The sequence below is a fragment of the Brucella lupini genome, from assembly GCF_002252535.1.
GTDB classification, from domain to species: Bacteria; Pseudomonadota; Alphaproteobacteria; order Rhizobiales; family Rhizobiaceae; genus Brucella; species Brucella anthropi.
In genome coordinates, this window is record NZ_NNRN01000029.1 from 17,646 (window position 1) to 34,657 (window position 17,012).

Consider the following 17,012-nt stretch of genomic DNA (forward strand, 5'->3'; position numbering starts at 1 on the left):
GAAAAAAGATGGATAATAGCACGAAAGCCGATGCGAGCCTCATGGAGCTTGCTACCATCGTCACGACTGATCTTTGTGGCATTACACGTGGACGCAGCTTTGCAGTGAGCGAACTCGACAGTTACTTGCGCAAGGGTGTGGGCTGGGTGCCAGCCAACTTGGCATTGACACCATTCGACGAAATTGCCGGAGACAATCCCTGGGGCTCGAAAGGAGACCTGCGTCTGATGCCGGATGCAGAGAGCCGCGTCCGTGTTTCTTGCCTTCCAGACGAAACACCGCTGCATTTTTACCATGCCGATATTACGCATCTCGACGGTTCACCATGGGATTGTTGCGTGCGTACTTTCCTCAAGGAGACGATTGAGGCGTACGAACGTGAAGCCAGCCTTCGTGTTGTGAGCGCGGTCGAACAGGAATTTCAGATCATCGGTGCAGATTGGCCGGACGCGCCAGCCTTTGGTTTGCGTGCGCAACGTCGCACGGGCACGTTTCCTTCCCTGTTGATGAGCGCACTGGAAGAGGCTGGTGCCGAACCGGAAATGTTCCTGCCAGAATATGGCAAGGATCAATTCGAAATTACATGCCGACCCGCGCCCGTTCTTGTTGCGGCGGATCGTGGGGCCACAATTCGTGCGGTGACACGGGAAGTAGCGGCCAGTTTCGGCTGGCATGCTAGTTTTGCTCCGAAGATTTCGGCAGATGGGGTCGGCAATGGTGTCCATCTCCATGTCAGCTTCACCGATCTTGATGGCAATCCCGTAACTTTTGATCCTGATCGCCCCGGCAGGCTTTCGAAAATAGCCGGATCTTTTGCTGCTGGCGTTATCAAGCATCTGCCCGCACTCGTGGCCTTTACGGCACCGTCGGTATTGTCTTATCTGCGGCTTGTGCCGCATCATTGGAGTGCGGCTTACACCTGCCTCGGCGAAAAGAACCGGGAGGCGACGCTGCGGATTTGTCCGACCCTCGATCTACCGGGAAGCAATCCGGCACGGCAGTTCAATATGGAGTTTCGAGCCGCAGACGGATGCGCGAGTCCGCATCTGTCACTCGCGGTTCTGTTACGGGCAGGCCTTGAGGGTATCCGCGCCGAGCTTGAACAGCCCCTGCTCACCAATTCCGACCCGGCCGATATGACCGATGCGGAACGCGAGCGACTGGGCATCCGGAGGCTTCCTGCTAGCCTTGAAGAGGCGCTCGAGGCACTTCAACAAGACACGACCGTAATGGGGTGGTTCTCAAAGGATTTCATTGATTGTTACCTGGCAATGAAACGGAAAGAGATCAGCATCGTTTCCGGGCATACGCCTGATGAACTTTGTAGCCGCTATGCAGCTGTCTATTGATACGGGACAAGCTATGAAAGACGAAACGAGATTTTCGGCTGTGGCGGCGCGTCATGACCCAGCCAAACCGTTACTGGCGATAGACGAGCCGCCGCCATACGCGGTTGTCAACCCCGATGGGGCATCGCCTTTTTTGCTTCTGTGCGAACATGCATCCAACCGCATACCACGCGCGCTTGGCGATCTGGGCGTGTCGCATGAGGAAAGGCAGCGACACATCGCATGGGATATCGGCGTGAGTGCCCTGTCCCAGCAACTGAGTGCCGCACTCGATGCACCGCTGTTTATGACGAATTACTCGCGTCTGGTCATAGACTGCAATCGGCCGCTACATGTGGCCTCCGCCATTCCCGAAATCAGCGAGGCTACGCCTGTCCCTGGAAACCGTGGGCTAAGTGAGGTCGAGCGCCAGCAACGGATCAACACTTTGTTTCGCCCTTTTGCCGATGCCGTCAGGCGCAGGCTGGATTGGCGGACGAAACAGAGCCAACCCACAATCATCGTCGGTGTGCATAGTTTTACACCCGTTTATAGCGGAACGGTAAGGCCATGGCATGCAGGCGTTCTATATGGGGAAGCCAAAGTCTTTGGCCGTGCTTTGATCGCTGCCTTGGAGAAGGAAACAGGTTTGATTATTGGAGATAATGAACCGTATAATATCCATCCAGACGAAGATTACACAGTACCGACCCATGCTGATAGCAGAGGGTTACCCGGCTTTTTAATCGAAGTCCGTCACGACCTCATAGAAACTCTGGATGATGTTGCTCAATGGGGAAGATGGCTGACCTCTGCTTTGTCGGCGGTTGCATCTGCGTGACGAATCTGGAGGCAGGGTAAGCCACCATTTTTCGCTGCCTCCGTGAGAATTGGGTGTAATTCGTGCACTCAAGATTCAATGGAATAAAGCTAATTAGCTCAATAAGGGACATTTCACACGCTAATTCATTGAGGGACATATGTTTTAGACTGGCAATCAGATCAGCTTCCTGTGCTCTACTATGGAATGGCTCTGAACGAGAGCATTGGTGCTTTCATTTCGTCTTGATGGTATAGGAGCGCGGCAACGATGCATGAACCGTTAAATTCTACTTTTCGTGAATTATGGCTCGAGCTGGCGACCGATAAACATACATTGGCTCGCCGCGCTTGGGGTTTGTAGCATCCGTTCAGCCGGTGATTACCTTAACTTCCGTAAAGTCTTCAAGTCCCCATTTTCCGCCTTCACGGCCGTTGCCGGATTGCTTGTAACCACCGAACGGACTGCCGGAACCGAGCGAAGAGCCGTTGATATGCACCATGCCGGCGCGAAGCTTTCGCGCGACGCGTTCGGCGCGTTCAGCCGATCCGGTTTGAACATAAGCGGATAAACCGTAAGGGGTGTCATTTGCGATAGCGATGGCGTCCTCTTCGTCGGCAAATGGGATGATGACGAGTACGGGACCAAATATCTCTTCGCGCGCAATCGTCATATCGTTCCGGACATCAGCAAATATGGTTGGGCGCACGAAGTTACCCGCGTCGAGCCCGTCCGGATGACCGAGGCCACCTGCTACCAGACGTGCACCTTCATTGATTCCTGTCTGGATCAGACCTTGAACTTTGTCAAAATGAGCTTTCGATGACAGCGGCCCAAGATGATCTCCTCCCCGAGAGGGATCACCGACCCGGGTCTGATTGACGGCTTTAGCGGCGAGCTGAACAACTTGATTGTAAACCGTATTCTCTACCAACAACCGGGTAGGTGCATTGCACGATTGACCGGTATTGTTGAAGCATTCTGTGATGGCTCGCTCCACCGCGCTTTCTATTTCGCTGTCGGCGAAAATCAGATTGGGTGATTTTCCTCCGAGCTCGAGTGATACACGCTTGACCGTATCTGCGGCCCCGCGTGCGACTGCTGTGCCCGCACGGGTTGAGCCAGTGAAAGACATCATGTCAATGTCTGCGTGGCGCGACATGGCTTCGCCCACGACCAACCCTTCGCCGTTGACAAGGTTGAATACGCCTTTTGGAAGCTCCGCTTCATGCAGAATTTCGGCAAAGAGCATCGCTGACATGGGCGCTATTTCAGAGGGTTTCAAAACTACCGTGCAGCCGACTGCGATCGCAGGAATAACTTTCAAAGCGATCTGGTTCATCGGCCAATTCCATGGGGTAATCAGACCGCAGACGCCGATTGGTTCACGCACGATGATCTCGCCGGAATTATCTGTTCGTCTTTCTTCGAATTCGAAGTTTTCCAGCGCCTGGATGAAAGCGTTGATGTGATACAAGCCTGCAGCGGCCTGTTGATCGCGGGCCATGGTGATAGGCGCGCCCATTTCAAGCGAAATGGTTTTGGCCATATCTTCGAGACGCGCCTCATATATTTCTGCTATCTTGCGCAAGAAGCGGGCGCGCTCCTTAACCGGGGTTTCGCTCCAGGAAGAGAATGCCCTACGGGCAGCTGTGACCGCTCGATCAACATCCTGAGTTGAGCCTGCCGAAATGGTTGCATAAGGCTGCTCATTGGCGGGGTTGACGACGGCAATGGTGTCGGTTCCGAAAGGTTCGACCCAAGCGCCATCGATATAAATGTCAGTCTTTACGATGTCATTGGTGTTCTGGTCGGATTGGAGCACGATATTTCCCTCTCTGGTAATTGTTTGGTTTTGCAGGGTGACGTTGAATACAACGGCTCCCGTCGGAGACGATCTCGTTTCAGTATCCGAGAAATTGAACCGGTTGCTTGTTCGGGAAGTTGTGGATGGCGGCCCGGAAATCATGCGTATAAGTGGCTTCCATGAAGGCTGCCTTTTCTGCCTCAAGTTGAGCCGCCAATGAAAGATCTGCGGCCAGCAATTGCTTGAACAGTCCAAAGGCTCGTGTTGGACCAGAGGCAATTTTTTGTATCAGGGCAGAAAGCTGTTCCTGGTAACTGCTCTCCTCAACCACGTCGTTGACGATCCCGATTTCTCTGGCCTGACTGGCACTGAGTTTGCCACCCTTGAGCATAAGGGCAAAAGCAGCACGCGGCCCCAGCTTTTGCCGAAGATACCAGGTGCCGCCGCAATCGGGCACCGTCGCCAGTCGATCATAAGCAAGAATGAACTCTGCTGATTGACTACAGATGGCATAGTCTGCCGACAGAACCATGCTCAATCCGGCGCCAGCTGCCGGTCCGTGTATTGCCGCGATGACAGGCACCGGCAATTGCTGCAGGATTAACAAAGCTGGGTGCATGTGGCGCAATATGCGCTGCAAGACAAGATCAGCCCGATCAGGGTCGGCTGCAAAAGCCGCGACATCTCCACCTGCCATAAATGCTTTGCCCGCGCCTTTGAGAACGACGCAACGTATGCCCTTGTCCGATGCTATGGCTTGCGCGGCCTCATGAAAGGCTGCTGCCATCGCCTCATCGATAGCGTTGTATTTTTCCGGGCGGTTGAATGTGATGGTGCTGATGCCGGTTTCTTTATTCATATCGACAAGGATTGGGGTCGTCATTTGTGGGTCCCTTGATACAGTTCTGCGGATTGGGTTGCGGATCGATGCGGCTGGTTTTGATGGTCAATGTGACGCTGCCCAGAATGATGAGCGTGCCGAGAATGGCATTGAGACTCGGATGAATGCCCCAGAAAAGCCAGGTGACCGTAATCGACCAGATCAGCCCCGAATAACCGAAGGGGGCGAGGAGGGCAGGTGACGTCATGCGGTAGGCAATGGCGCTTAAACCTATGCCCATGCTGGAGAATGCCGCCGCAGACCCAAACTGGGCAAGGTGTAGGACTTGCAGTCCACGCCAATGCTCAATGGCGAACGGGGCGACAAATAGCGCCGAAAAAAACGCGCCAAAAAACGAGATCGTCCACAGGTTATCTTCGGACGGAATCCAACGCGAACTGATCGCATTGATGGCGTAAAACACGCTCGATGTACCAGCTAGCCCCATAGCGTAATTGAAGTTGGATGCCCGTGGATTGATCGCCACAACCACGCCAAGGAAACAGAAACAGATCGACAACCATGTGCGGAAGCTGACACTCTCTTTGAGCAGAAAACGGGACATCGCGGTGATAATGACGGGTGTCATAAAGAGAATGACTGTAGCCTCAGCCACAGTCAGAGTTTTCAGGGAAGCGATGTATAAATAGGCGGCAATCAAGCCAAAGGCTCCCCGCAGCGCATGGAGCCCAATTCTGGCCGACCATATTTTGCTTCGCCCGGTTGTCCGCACATGAAACAGGTAAAGAATCGGCAATGCCATCAGGCTGCGGATCAAAATGATCGATGACACATCATAGTCGCTGATGAGAAACTTGGTCGTCGTATCATTCAGGGTAAAAGCAAGACTGCTTGTGCAGAGAACGGCAGCGCCAAGGAAACGCAGTGGGATCATGCGGCCCCCTCAAGGTCAGTCGCGACCTGAAAATACTCGCAAGGACAGTGCTCAAGATGGGGAAGGGTTGTCGCGGTCGGTACATCATACATGTGGACGCGCCATGACCGCGACAGGTTGCCGCTCTGGAGGCCACGCCCGAACTATCAGACCAGCCGTCGGCGACACGGGATTCGGGGCTCCTGCGTGCTGCTCGGGGGGTGGTGAATTCGACGATACTGGGCGGTGATTTAGACTACGTCCTTGATATGGCGTGATCTTTCGCGGTTTCATGGTGTTCCCCCTCCAATTGGCCCTCTTAATGGGGCTCCGACGAAAATCATCGTGTTATATCTGCATGTTAATAAAAAGTTGGACGTTCAGCAAATTTTTTGTTTGACTTCATCCGCTGCGAATTTCAGTATCTAATCATCAGGTTTGATTGCAGCAGGGAGTGGGGCGTGAAGACCCGAGTAACCGAGCTATTGAAAACGAAATACCCGATCATTCAAGGCGGAATGCAATGGGTTGGTCGTGCCGAACTTGCATCAGCTGTATCGAATGCGGGCGGCCTTGGAATCTTGACAGCACTGACGCAACCTAGTCCCAAAGCGCTAAGTGAAGAGATCGCTCGCTGCCGGCAGATGACCGATAAACCATTTGGGGTCAATCTCACGATACTCCCCACGACAGCGCCTCCACCTTATGAAGAATATCTTGATGCGGCGCTACAGTCGGGTGTGAAGGTGATAGAGACGGCGGGACGCAGTCCAAAAGAGTTCATCGAGAAAATAAAGGCGGCTGGTGCGGTTGTCGTTCACAAATGTACGGCTGTACGTCATGCGCTGTCAGCGGAACGGGCTGGTGTCGACGCTATTTCCATCGATGGATTTGAAGCGGCGGGGCATCCGGGTGAGGATGATGTTGGTGGTCTGGTCCTTTTTGCCGCTGCAGCGGCGCAGGTCAAAATTCCATTGATCGCCTCGGGCGGCATCGGCACCGGCGAAGGCATGGCAGCAGCTTTTATGCTCGGTGCCGAGGGCGTGAACATGGGGACGCGCTTTTGTGCCACCAAAGAAGCTCCCATTCATGAGAACATCAAACAGGCGCTGGTCAAAGCCGGTGAGCGCGACACCAATTTGATCTTTCGAACGTTCAGAAACACCGGTCGTGTTTTGAAGAATGCAATCTCCGATGAAGTCGTCGCTATCGAAGGTCGGCTGGGCGGTGCGGAGTTTACAGATGTTCGACCGCTGGTTTCCGGAGAGCGAGGTCGTCACGCGCTGACAACTGGCGAACTGGATAGCGGTCTGGTATGGGCAAGTCAGGCGCTTGGGTTGATCAAGGATATTCCGAGCTGTCAGGAGCTTATCGAGCGTATTGTCAGTGATTGCCGCCTTGCCATGACAAGGGGGTTACACGCATTTTCCAACTGACTTTTGTCAGCGGAATGCCGAATAAGGTGCTTTGGAGGAAGTGCCTTTGCCGGTTGTTGCATGCAAAAAAACGCGGCTAGTGGGCCGCATAGGGAGGAGGAACAATGAAAAAGACATTCATACTGGGCGCAGTGCTTGCCATGGCAGCCGGGTCGGCTGTAGCTGAAGAAAAAGTCAGTTATGCGTCGTACGGCGGCGTCTATCAGGAAGGCGTGCGAAAGGCCATTCTTGACCACTTACCCCAAGACCATGGCATGACCGTTGTCGATTATGTACTGGCTGGTGGTATCCGCGATATCCGTACCAAGGTGCGTGCAAATGCGGTCGATATCGATGTGGCAGAACTCTATGGTGGTCTGTGTGATCTGGCCGGTAAAGAGGAGCTTCTGGTTCCGCTCGATTATTCAAAAATTCCCAATGCGGCTGGAATCCCGGAACACCTGCGCTCAAAATATTGGGTAGGGTTCACCGCCTATACGTCGGTCCTTGCCTATAACAAAAACGTTTATGGTGACAAAGGGCCACAAAACTGGGCCGACTTTTTCGATACGGAAAAGTTCCCCGGCAGCCGCGCTATCTCAGGGAATTCGCCAGCGACAAATATGGAAATTGCCCTGATGGCCGATGGCGTGGCCAAGGACAAGATTTATCCCATTGATATGGAGAGGGCGATGGCCAAATGGTCTACGCTGAAACCGAATATCAGTGTTCAGTGGGCCACGGGCGCGCAGGCGACCCAGCTCGCAACGTCTGAAGAAGTCGATATGTTATCGATCTGGGCAGCCCGTATAGATGCCGCCATCAAGGAAGGCGCACCATATACCTATAAGCTTGATGACGCGGTGATGGATGTGGAATGCCTGGTCATTCCCAAAAATTCACCCAATCCGGAAGGTGCAATGCGCCTGGTCAACCATCTGCTCGACCCAAAATATCAGGCGAACCTGCCAAATTATATCGCCTATGGGCCGATGAACCAGGACGCCTTCAAACAAGGGCTTGTACCCGCCGACAAGGCGGCGAGCATTGTCACGAGCACCGAGAATCTCAAGAAGCAGCTCATCACCAACATGCCGTACTGGGCCGAAAATCACGAAAAGGCGCAGACCATGTGGGACAAGGCTATGATGCAATAGCTGGTTCTAGAAGGTTGGAGGCTTCGGCCTCCAACCCGGAATTTTCTTCTTGGAGCCCAAGATTACAGTCTGTAGCTGACAATGCTGCGGTGTCCTGTTGTGCGCTGATGGAAAGCAGAGATGAAACACTCCTCGACGACGGCTTTGCCGGTTACGATCCAAGCACTGTCCAAACATTACGGCACGGTCCGGGCAGTTGACGACGTATCGCTGGCGATTAAGGCCGGTGAATTTCTCACATTGCTCGGCCCCTCCGGGTCAGGAAAAACAAGCCTTCTGATGATGATCGCGGGCTTTTCCCGTCCGACGGATGGTTCGATCAAGATTGGCACACAGGAAATCGTGCATCTTCCGCCCCATAAGCGCAATATCGGCATGGTTTTTCAGAACTATGCCTTGTTCCCGCATATGTCGGTATTCGAGAATGTCGCTTATCCGCTGCGTTTGCGTAAGATCGGTCGTGCCGAAATCGAGGAACGGGTCAAGAAAGTACTCGATCTGGTGCAACTCGGTGGCTATGGCGAGCGTAAGATCACCGAACTGTCTGGGGGACAACGCCAGCGTATAGCGCTGGCGCGCGCCATCGTGTTCGAACCGCGCATTCTGCTGATGGATGAACCCTTGTCCGCGCTCGACAAGCAACTGCGGGAAACGATGCAGATCGAAATCCGCAAACTGCATGACCGGCTGGACATGACGACCATTTCTGTTACGCATGATCAGCGTGAAGCGCTCACAATGTCGGACCGGATTGCCGTATTTTCGAAGGGCAAACTGGCCCAGATCGCGTCGCCGACCGATCTTTATGAACACCCGGAAAGCCGGTTTGTTGCTGAATTCATTGGTGAAACCAGTTTTCTGCCGCTCCGGCGCACTAACGCTGGTGTCAGCTATGGCGACCAGGGCGTGAATTTGTCGGATGATGTTGGCGAACTGCACGACAACATGTTGCTGAGCATGCGCCCCGAGCGCCTGCGCTTTGCCACAGACGAAGCGGCGGCGCACGCTTCGGGAGCAAACCTGTTTTCGGGTCAGGTCGTCACGGCCATCTACCAGGGTGAATGCCTGCTTTTCGAGGTCATGCTGGATGGTGGCCATAAGGTATTCACACGCATTGCCAACCGCTCGGAAAATCTGCGGGCAGTGCCAAAGGTTGGTGAACGCGTGGCGCTACGTCTGGAACGGGCGGACGCGCGGCTTGTGCGCGCGGAGGCTTGATGATGACAAAAGCTGTTGTCTCATTTCCTGTTGCAGCCCCCAAACCAGTGACGCAAGCCGAACTGGATGAAAACCGCCGTGCGCTGAACCGCGAAAAAAAATACGAAAGCTGGTCGATGGTGCGCCTCACCATCCCTGCACTCGCTATTGTTGGCATCTTGATGGTGGCGCCGCTGTTGTGGTTGCTGTCGATGTCTTTTGTCGACATCAATGGAGAATATGGTCTCGGAAATTTCCGATTGTTCTTTTCGGAACCTGTCTACATCGAGATGTTTCTGAATACGTTCAAGATCGCGCTCATCGTCACCGTTATTTGCCTGCTGCTCGGCTATCCGGTTGCCTATCTGATGTCGATCCTGTCGCCAAAATGGGCGGGGCTACTGATGCTGGCAGTGCTGGTGCCCTTCTGGACTTCCGGGTTGGTGCGCACCTTTTCGTGGCTGATCATTTTGCAGCGCAACGGCGTGGTCAACAAGTCATTGCAGGGCCTTGGTCTGATCAACCAGCCGCTGGCATTGGTCAACAATACCACCGGCGTTGTCATCGGTATGGTGCATATCATGATCCCGTTTCTGGTGCTGCCACTTTATGCATCGATGAAGGCTATCGACGCCAATCTGATGCGTGCTGCCGCCAATGTGGGGTCGTCGCCAACGCACGCGTTCCTGCGCATCTTCCTTCCGCTTTCGATGCCCGGATTGGTCGCTGGCGCCATAATGGTGTTCGTCATGTGCCTCGGCTTTTACATCACGCCCGCATTGCTTGGCGGTGGCAAGGTAAAGATGATTGCGCAGCGCATTGAGGAGATGATTTCGCTTTACCCGACATGGGGTCCTGCGGCTGCGCTTGCGGTGTTGCTGCTGGCAATGACGGCTCTTTGCTTGTGGATCAGTCTGGTGCTGGTGCGCCGGCTGTCGTCGGATCGATAGGTGGTATGATGGAAGCTCACGTTTCTCACCGTGCACGTCTCTGGCTCTACATTCTCGTCGGACTGGTGCTGTTTTTCCTGATCGTTCCCACCCTGGTCGTCATTCCGGTCTCGTTCAGCTCAACGACATCACTGGTTTTCCCGCCAGCAGGCTGGTCCACACGCTGGTATGCTTCATTTTTCGGTCAGGAAAAGTGGATCAGCTCGCTCTGGGTGTCGCTGCGGGTCGCATTTGGGACCATGATCGTTGCGACTGTCACCGGCGTGGCGGCATCCTACGCTCTTAATCAGGGACGCATCGCCGTTCAGGGTCTTTTGAAGACGGTGCTGGTTGCGCCGCTGGCAGTGCCTTCGATCCTGATCGCTGTCGGCATTTTCTTTGTCTATGCAAAGATCGGAATGTTGCTGAACACCATTTGGGGCATGATCCTCGGCCATTCCGTGGTTGCAATGCCATTCGTAATCCTGACCATGCTGGCCGGTTTCAGCAGTTATGACTCATCGCAGGAAATGGTAGCACGCAGTCTCGGTGCCAATCGGCTGAAAGCCTTTCTGACTGTGACTTTGCCTCAGCTCAAGCTCTCGGTCGCAACCTCGATGCTGTTGTCATTCCTGATCTCTTTCGACGAATTGATTATTTCGCTGATGGTGGCATCGGGGCCCATGTCGACATTGCCGCGCGTTACCTTCTCCACGCTGCGCGATGATCTCGATCCTACATTGGCGGCGGTTTCAACACTCATGCTGATTGTCACATCGCTACCACCGCTTTTGCTGCACATTTACAGCCAGCGGGCAGCAAAGAACGGTGGTTGATATGATTGCAGAACTTAACCGAGAAATGGATGGCTTTGTCCACCTTGAGAGACACGGATCCGTACTTGAGATCCGTATGGTCAAGCCAAAGGTCAATGCAATCTGCCGCAGTCTAAGTCGCAATCTGGAGAAGGCAGCGCTCTATTTGCAAGGTGATCCCGATCTGCGCGTCGGTATTCTGTCCAGCGGGTCAGAGCGTGCTTTTTCAGCTGGTTATGATTTCAAGGAAGGAACGGATCAGAACAGTGGTGCAAGCACCGAAGGCGCAAAAGAGGGTGGTTTCGGCGGTATAACGACTCTGTGGTCACTCAGAAAGCCGCTGATCGCTGCTATCAACGCCCCGGCCATTGGCGGTGGTCTCGAAATATCGTTGGCTTGCGATATTCTGTTGATGGCGGATGACGCCTTCATCCAGCTGCCCGAGCTTGAGCGGGGACTGCTGCCCGATGGCGGGGGACTGCAACGTCTGCCTCGCCGTATTCCCTATTATGTGGCAACCGGGATGATCTGGACCGGCGAACCCATGAGCGCGCAGGAAGCGCAGCGTTGGGGTTTGGTTTATCGCACCGCGTCACGAGAAAATCTTATGCCGATGGCATTGGAAATAGCCCGGAAAATTGCGGCATCTGCACCGCTGGCGCAACAGGCGTTGAAAGAAGCGTTGCGTGCCGTGGATGGCATGTCAGACCGCGACGCCATGAGATTGCGAGCTGGCGATAATCCGGAGCTGTCCACCTTTGCCGCCATGTTGTCCTCGGAGGATATGATCGAAGGCCAAAAAGCCTTCCTCGAAAAACGACCGCCGCGCTGGCGCGGACGCTGAACCAATAACTGAATGACAATTGAGACTGCCCAACCCTTGTGGCTGGGCAGAAAGGGAGAGCTATGTACAAATTTCTGGAAATTGAACGTCATGACGCGGTGGGCGTAATTGCGCTCAACCGGCCGGAGGCGCGCAATGCGCTCGGTATGGGGATCACCATAGAACTGCGCAAGGCACTAAAGGAAGCGGCGGCTGACCAAACGCTCCGCACCCTTATTCTGGCCGGACGCGGTGGCGCCTTTTCAGCCGGTGCGGACGTGAAGGAATGGGCGGCGGGCAGAACGGATTGGCCGGACATGAACTGGGTCGAGGAGTCGCTGCGACTGGTCCAGCAAGTCCATGAAATGCCCAAGCCCGTTATCGCCATGATCGACGGTGCAGCCGTTGGTGCCGGTCTTGATATGGCTTTGGCGTGCGATTTTCGCTACGCATCGGAAAAGGCCAAGTTCATCTGTTCCTATACCAATGTCGGCTACAACCCGGACTGCGGCGGAACCTGGTTGATGCCGCGCGTGATTGGTCTCGAGGCGGCAAAGCGTTTTGCTTATACGGGTGAATTATGGACCGCCCAGATTGCGCTTCAAAATCGGCTCGTCAGCCACGTCAGCAGCTCTGACAATCTGTGGCAGGACACGCTGGCCTTCGCCCGGCAATTGGCAAGCGGGCCGACTGTCGCCATCGCGCAGACCAAGAAATTGCTGAACAGCGCTCATACGCGCAGCCTATCCGATCAGCAGCTGGAAGAAGTAGCGGCGGGCAAGGTCTGCGCACAGACCCAAGATCATAAAGAAGGCCTGGCTGCTGCCAATGAGCGCCGCGCACCGAATTTCATCGGCGCGTAAAGGGGGAACACCATGGATTTTGCATTAAGTTTCGAACAACAGGCGCTCATCGATTCACTGGAAGAGTTCTGCAAGCGCGAACTTTATCCGCACGAGAATCTCGTTGAGGAACTTCGCTACGTTCCTGAAGAAATCAAACAGGAAATTCAGCAAAAATCGATCCAGGCGGGCTTCGCCGGGATGAATCTGCCGGAAGAATGGGGTGGCCCGGGTCTCGACAAGCAGACCAAGATGCAGGCTGAACGCGTGCTTGGTAAATCGAGCGCCGCGCTTACCATGTGCATGAACCGTGGCGTTACCGGCATCCTCTTCAAATGCAAGGGCGACCAGATTGAAAAATATCTGAAGCCAGCTATCCGAGGCGAACGTAAGGATGCCTTCGCGCTCACGGAACCCGGTGCGGGGTCTGACGCTCGCGGCATCACGACCAAGGCCGTGCGCGATGGGGATCACTGGGTTATCAACGGGGTGAAACAGTTTATCTCTCACGCCGATATCGCAGATTTCATCGTTCTCATTGCCGTTACCGGCGTGGATGAAACACCACGCGGACCACGCAAGCGTTTTACGGCCTTTCTCCTCGACAAAACTCTGCCGGGATTGCGTGTAGAGCCGATGAAGTCGATCGTCACCCGCGGCTATAATCCGACGATGGTCTATCTCGAAGATGTTCGTGTTCATAGCGATGATATTCTGGGCGAAGAGGGCAAGGGCTTCGATACTGCCAATGAGTGGCTCTACGATGGCCGGGTTGCTTTGGCCGCCCATTGTGTCGGTCGGTCTGAACGCATCTTCGAAATGACCAAGGAGTGGGCCGGAACCCGCAAGGCGTTTGGCAAAACAATTGGTGAATTCCAGGGGGTCGGTTTCAAGGTTGCCAATATGGCGGTTGATATAAAGCTCGGTGATCTTATGGTGAAAGAAGCCGCGTGGAAAATTGAGAATCAGACGATGAACCGCACTGAAGCGTCAATGGTGAATTACTGGTGCTCGGAAATGGTGTTCCGGGTTGCGGATGATGCCGTGCAAATCTTTGGTGGCATGGGCGTCATGGAAGAATTCCCCATCCAGCGTTTCTGGCGAGATGCGCGTATCGAACGTATCTGGGAAGGTACGTCCGAGGTCCATCAGGATATTATCGCAAAGGATCTGTTGAGACCGTATCAATAATAAGTGTCGCCGTTAGTCATCGGCCTTCGAGAAGGTAAAGAATGCGGAAAGCTGTCAAAAAGAGGCAAACCAACGAAATCAGACGACAGGATCTGATCCTTGCGACGCTGAATTCAATAGTCAAACATGGCTATCTGAATTCGACGATCAACACGATCAGTGAAGAATCTGGTTTTTCACGTGGATTGATAAACCACTATTTTGACAGCAAGGAAGATCTGCTGACCGCAGCACATCGCTATTACCTTCAAAATGGGGACGATTATTACCGGCACCTTGTATCATCGGTGAAGACCGGGAATTTCGATACGCTATACTTTGTTGCCTGTGGGCCATTTTTCCACGGACGCGGATATCAACAGGTTCATATTCACTACAACAGTGCCGCCTGGATTGTTCCAGAGATCATGGCATTACATCGCGAACTATGGGGCAAATACCGCGCGTTTCTCGGACGTCGGCTTGCCAAGGTCGCGGCAGAAAAGAATATGGAAATTGATGTCCGCCTGGCGGCCATCGCTCTTACGCAACTGGCGGACGGGCTATGGCACGGCTGGGTCATGGAAGAAGCCTATTCGGCCGAGGATTGCTGTATCATCATCCGCAAATGGCTGTGCGATCTGTTTGGCGAAAATCCCGCCGATCATCCGCTGCTGCCCAATTTCGATGTGGAGAATTTCCCGACGTCTGCACCTCTTACCAGTCAAGCTGGAACGAGCGCTGCCGTGGAAGTTTGAGCCCGCTGGGCTGGCAGTGCCTTAAGTTAAGAGGCAGAGGAATATGCTACAGGTGAGTACGAGCGTGGAGGAGGGCCGTATCAGCCCTACGCTGCGAGAGAATTTTGCGCGTCTTCTTGCGCCCCGCGCCATGGCCTTCATTGGTGGTGGTCAGGTCGAGGCAACATTGAAAACCCTGCGTCAGCAGGATTATGCTGGCGATGTCTATGTGGTGAATCCCAAACGCAGCGAAATCGCCGGATATAAATGCATTCCGTCGATTGCCGATCTGCCTGTTTCGCCTGATGCGGTATTTCTGGCCGTCAATGCCGATGCGACCATCACCGCATTGCGTGAACTGTCGGCCATGAAGGCGGGTGGTGTCGTTTGCTATGCTTCCGGCTTTTCCGAAATTGGCGCGGCGGGTTTTGAGCGCAATCTGGCTTTTGTCGAAGCTGCAGGCGACATGGCGGTGGTCGGCCCGAATTGTTATGGCCTCGTCAATTACGTCAATCATGGCTCGATCTGGCCAGCACTTTATCCGAAGTTGCAGAACAGTCGCGGCGCGGCGGTCATTTCCCAGAGTGGCAACGTCACCGGGCATCTGGTTTCCAACGGTCGTTCGGTGCCTTATTCCTATCTGATCAGCGCGGGCAACCAGTCCGTTCTCGGCTTTGAAGACTATATTGATTACCTCATCGATGACCCGAACGTGACCTGTCTGGGTCTGTTTATGGAAGGCATACGTGATGTGGCCGCGTTCTCGCAGGCCGTCTTGCGGGCGCGTGCAAAGCGTATTCCGGTCATCGTCTGCCGTTCCGGGCGTTCAGAACTTGGTGCGGTGATGGCCGCCAGCCATACGAGTTCGCTGGCCGGGCAAAATGAATATTATGAAGCATTGTTTGCCCGTCTCGGCGTAATCGAGACCGATACGGTCCCGCAATTCCTCGAAATGATGAAGCTTGCTTCGATTGCCGCACCGCTTGAAGGCGAGCGCATCACCGTGTTTTCCAGTTCCGGCGGCGATAACGGTCTGGCTGCGGATTATTGTTCCTTTGCTGGCCTGCAATTGCCACAGCCAAGTCAGCAACAGAAAGCTATCATCAAGCCGACATTGCCTGATTTTGGTCATGTGTCCAATCCGCTCGATTTCACAGCAGGCTATTGGGGCAGCGAAGAACTGCTGACACCCATGTTCACCACCATGCTGAACGGTGATTACGATGCGGCCATGCTGGTGATCGATTATCCGCCGGTCGGATCGCCCTACAAGGATAAATCCGCGCATCAGGCTATGGACCGGGCTCTGGCTGCAGCTGGCAAGATTGCGGATAAGCCGGTATTTCATGCATCGGTGAATACGGAAAGCATACCGCCAGAAGATGCCGAAGCGCTGATCGCGCAAGGGATAGTCCCTCTGAATGGTCTGCATGATGCTGCGCAGGTTGTCGCGAAATGGGCGAATTATTGCAAAATGGTTGGGTGCGACCGGCGGCAGGGCGATGCTGCCCTGGAACCCAAAGTCCCGTTTGCAGTCACCGCCTTGCCTTCAAACGGCGTGACAGTGAATGAAGCGGAATCCAAGCGGCGATTGAGCTCCTATGGGTTGAATGTGCCGAACGGCAACATTTTGACCATTGAGACGATCCGCGAACTGCCGGAAACCTTCGACACCCCGATGGTTCTGAAGGTTCTGCACGATCAGCTGGCGCATAAGACAGAAGTTGGCGGTGTTGCTCTCAACATTCGTAGCCGAAACGATGCCATCGCTGCAGCCGAGCGCATGGTCGCATCGGTCAAACAGCACGATGCTTCAATCGAGCTTACGACATTTCTGATGGAACCGATGCAAGCGGCCCCACTTGCTGAACTGATCGTCGGCGTCAAACGCGACCCGCTGTTTGGGCTGGTTCTCGTCATCGGTGCAGGTGGTATTCTGGTCGAGCTGTTGAAGGACGCCACACCATTGCTGTTACCGGTCAGTCGTGCAGACGTTGAAAATGCACTACGCGGACTGAAGAGCTTTGCGCTTCTCGACGGTTTTCGCGGCAAGCCAAAGGTGCAACTGGAGCCGGTTATTGATGCTGTCATGGCCATTGCGGCCTATGCTGGCGATCATCGGCATAATTTGCTCGAACTAGACGTCAATCCGTTGATGCTGGGAACCGACAGCGCCATCGCTGTGGACGCCCTCATCATAGAACATCGTTAGAATGAA

Annotated in this window: 15 protein-coding genes; 12 read left to right on the forward strand and 3 right to left on the reverse strand. The window is 54.3% G+C overall.

Annotation, left to right across the window (positions count from 1 at the left end; genetic code table 11):
• The first annotated feature begins 8 nt into the window (after positions 1 to 8).
• Together CES86_RS02380 and CES86_RS02385 are read left to right on the forward strand one after the other, a co-directional pair.
• Entirely contained in the window at positions 9 to 1,349 is a 1,341-nt protein-coding gene (locus tag CES86_RS02380) for a glutamine synthetase family protein (RefSeq protein WP_094513496.1), read from the forward strand.
• On the forward strand, positions 1,315 to 2,169 hold the full coding sequence (locus CES86_RS02385) for an N-formylglutamate amidohydrolase (RefSeq protein WP_235819866.1): 855 nt from the start codon (positions 1,315 to 1,317) through the stop codon (positions 2,167 to 2,169). The genes CES86_RS02380 and CES86_RS02385 overlap by 35 nt, the downstream gene beginning before the upstream one ends.
• 349 nt (positions 2,170 to 2,518) lie before the next feature.
• Here CES86_RS02385 and CES86_RS02390 read toward each other — a convergent pair whose 3' ends face one another.
• The 3 genes from CES86_RS02390 to CES86_RS02405 all read right to left on the reverse strand — a co-directional run bounded on the left by CES86_RS02390 (position 2,519) and on the right by CES86_RS02405 (position 5,730).
• Complete coding sequence (locus CES86_RS02390; protein ID WP_094513497.1) at positions 2,519 to 3,973, reverse strand: aldehyde dehydrogenase family protein; 1,455 nt, start codon at positions 3,971 to 3,973, stop codon at positions 2,519 to 2,521.
• A gap of 79 nt (positions 3,974 to 4,052) precedes the next feature.
• Complete coding sequence (locus tag CES86_RS02395; RefSeq protein ID WP_094513499.1) at positions 4,053 to 4,838, reverse strand: enoyl-CoA hydratase/isomerase family protein; 786 nt, start codon at positions 4,836 to 4,838, stop codon at positions 4,053 to 4,055.
• Positions 4,807 to 5,730 (reverse strand): DMT family transporter, encoded by a 924-nt coding sequence (locus CES86_RS02405; protein WP_235819867.1) that lies wholly within the window; start codon positions 5,728 to 5,730, stop codon positions 4,807 to 4,809. Before CES86_RS02405 ends, CES86_RS02395 begins: the two co-directional genes overlap by 32 nt.
• Positions 5,731 to 6,170: 440 nt before the next feature.
• Between CES86_RS02405 and CES86_RS02410 the strand changes: the two genes are divergently transcribed.
• From CES86_RS02410 to CES86_RS02455, 10 genes are all read left to right on the forward strand, one after another.
• Positions 6,171 to 7,145, forward strand: a complete 975-nt coding sequence (locus CES86_RS02410) for an NAD(P)H-dependent flavin oxidoreductase (protein ID WP_094513501.1) — start codon at positions 6,171 to 6,173, stop codon at positions 7,143 to 7,145.
• 104 nt (positions 7,146 to 7,249) lie between these two features.
• A complete protein-coding gene (locus CES86_RS02415; protein WP_094513503.1) occupies positions 7,250 to 8,281 on the forward strand; it encodes an ABC transporter substrate-binding protein in 1,032 nt (343 codons plus the stop codon).
• 120 nt (positions 8,282 to 8,401) lie between these two features.
• A complete protein-coding gene (locus CES86_RS02420) occupies positions 8,402 to 9,499 on the forward strand; it encodes an ABC transporter ATP-binding protein (RefSeq protein WP_094513504.1) in 1,098 nt (365 codons plus the stop codon).
• Entirely contained in the window at positions 9,499 to 10,428 is a 930-nt protein-coding gene (locus CES86_RS02425) for an ABC transporter permease (protein ID WP_094513505.1), read from the forward strand. The genes CES86_RS02420 and CES86_RS02425 overlap by 1 nt, the downstream gene beginning before the upstream one ends.
• Positions 10,429 to 10,433: 5 nt before the next feature.
• Positions 10,434 to 11,243 carry an ABC transporter permease gene (locus CES86_RS02430; RefSeq protein WP_235819868.1) on the forward strand — a complete coding sequence of 270 codons (810 nt, stop codon included), beginning with the start codon at positions 10,434 to 10,436 and terminating at the stop codon, positions 11,241 to 11,243.
• Positions 11,244 to 11,268: 25 nt separating this feature from the next.
• Positions 11,269 to 12,066, forward strand: coding sequence for an enoyl-CoA hydratase-related protein (locus CES86_RS02435; RefSeq protein ID WP_268876086.1), 798 nt, complete (start codon positions 11,269 to 11,271; stop codon positions 12,064 to 12,066).
• Positions 12,067 to 12,128: 62 nt separating this feature from the next.
• Entirely contained in the window at positions 12,129 to 12,908 is a 780-nt protein-coding gene (locus CES86_RS02440; RefSeq protein WP_094513508.1) for an enoyl-CoA hydratase/isomerase family protein, read from the forward strand.
• A gap of 12 nt (positions 12,909 to 12,920) precedes the next feature.
• Positions 12,921 to 14,078: an acyl-CoA dehydrogenase family protein gene (locus tag CES86_RS02445; RefSeq protein ID WP_006188555.1), complete on the forward strand. Its 1,158-nt coding sequence runs from the start codon at positions 12,921 to 12,923 to the stop codon at positions 14,076 to 14,078.
• A gap of 41 nt (positions 14,079 to 14,119) precedes the next feature.
• Positions 14,120 to 14,815: a TetR/AcrR family transcriptional regulator gene (locus CES86_RS02450; protein ID WP_006188557.1), complete on the forward strand. Its 696-nt coding sequence runs from the start codon at positions 14,120 to 14,122 to the stop codon at positions 14,813 to 14,815.
• A gap of 43 nt (positions 14,816 to 14,858) precedes the next feature.
• Complete coding sequence (locus CES86_RS02455) at positions 14,859 to 17,006, forward strand: acetate--CoA ligase family protein (RefSeq protein ID WP_094513509.1); 2,148 nt, start codon at positions 14,859 to 14,861, stop codon at positions 17,004 to 17,006.
• Positions 17,007 to 17,012: the final 6 nt, after the last annotated feature.

Excerpts from the sequence above, each read along its gene's own strand:
- CES86_RS02455 (WP_094513509.1), top strand. The coding sequence starts at position 14,859 with ATGCTACAGGTGAGTACGAGCGTGGAGGAGGGCCGTATCAGCCCTACG.
- CES86_RS02445 (WP_006188555.1), top strand. The coding sequence starts at position 12,921 with ATGGATTTTGCATTAAGTTTCGAACAACAGGCGCTCATCGATTCACTG.
- CES86_RS02415 (WP_094513503.1), top strand. The coding sequence starts at position 7,250 with ATGAAAAAGACATTCATACTGGGCGCAGTGCTTGCCATGGCAGCCGGG.
- CES86_RS02405 (WP_235819867.1), bottom strand. The coding sequence starts at position 5,730 with ATGATCCCACTGCGTTTCCTTGGCGCTGCCGTTCTCTGCACAAGCAGT.
- CES86_RS02395 (WP_094513499.1), bottom strand. The coding sequence starts at position 4,838 with ATGACGACCCCAATCCTTGTCGATATGAATAAAGAAACCGGCATCAGC.
- CES86_RS02425 (WP_094513505.1), top strand. The coding sequence starts at position 9,499 with ATGATGACAAAAGCTGTTGTCTCATTTCCTGTTGCAGCCCCCAAACCA.
- CES86_RS02380 (WP_094513496.1), top strand. The coding sequence starts at position 9 with ATGGATAATAGCACGAAAGCCGATGCGAGCCTCATGGAGCTTGCTACC.
- CES86_RS02420 (WP_094513504.1), top strand. The coding sequence starts at position 8,402 with ATGAAACACTCCTCGACGACGGCTTTGCCGGTTACGATCCAAGCACTG.
- CES86_RS02435 (WP_268876086.1), top strand. The coding sequence starts at position 11,269 with ATGGATGGCTTTGTCCACCTTGAGAGACACGGATCCGTACTTGAGATC.
- CES86_RS02450 (WP_006188557.1), top strand. The coding sequence starts at position 14,120 with ATGCGGAAAGCTGTCAAAAAGAGGCAAACCAACGAAATCAGACGACAG.
- CES86_RS02385 (WP_235819866.1), top strand. The coding sequence starts at position 1,315 with ATGAACTTTGTAGCCGCTATGCAGCTGTCTATTGATACGGGACAAGCT.
- CES86_RS02430 (WP_235819868.1), top strand. The coding sequence starts at position 10,434 with ATGATGGAAGCTCACGTTTCTCACCGTGCACGTCTCTGGCTCTACATT.
- CES86_RS02440 (WP_094513508.1), top strand. The coding sequence starts at position 12,129 with ATGTACAAATTTCTGGAAATTGAACGTCATGACGCGGTGGGCGTAATT.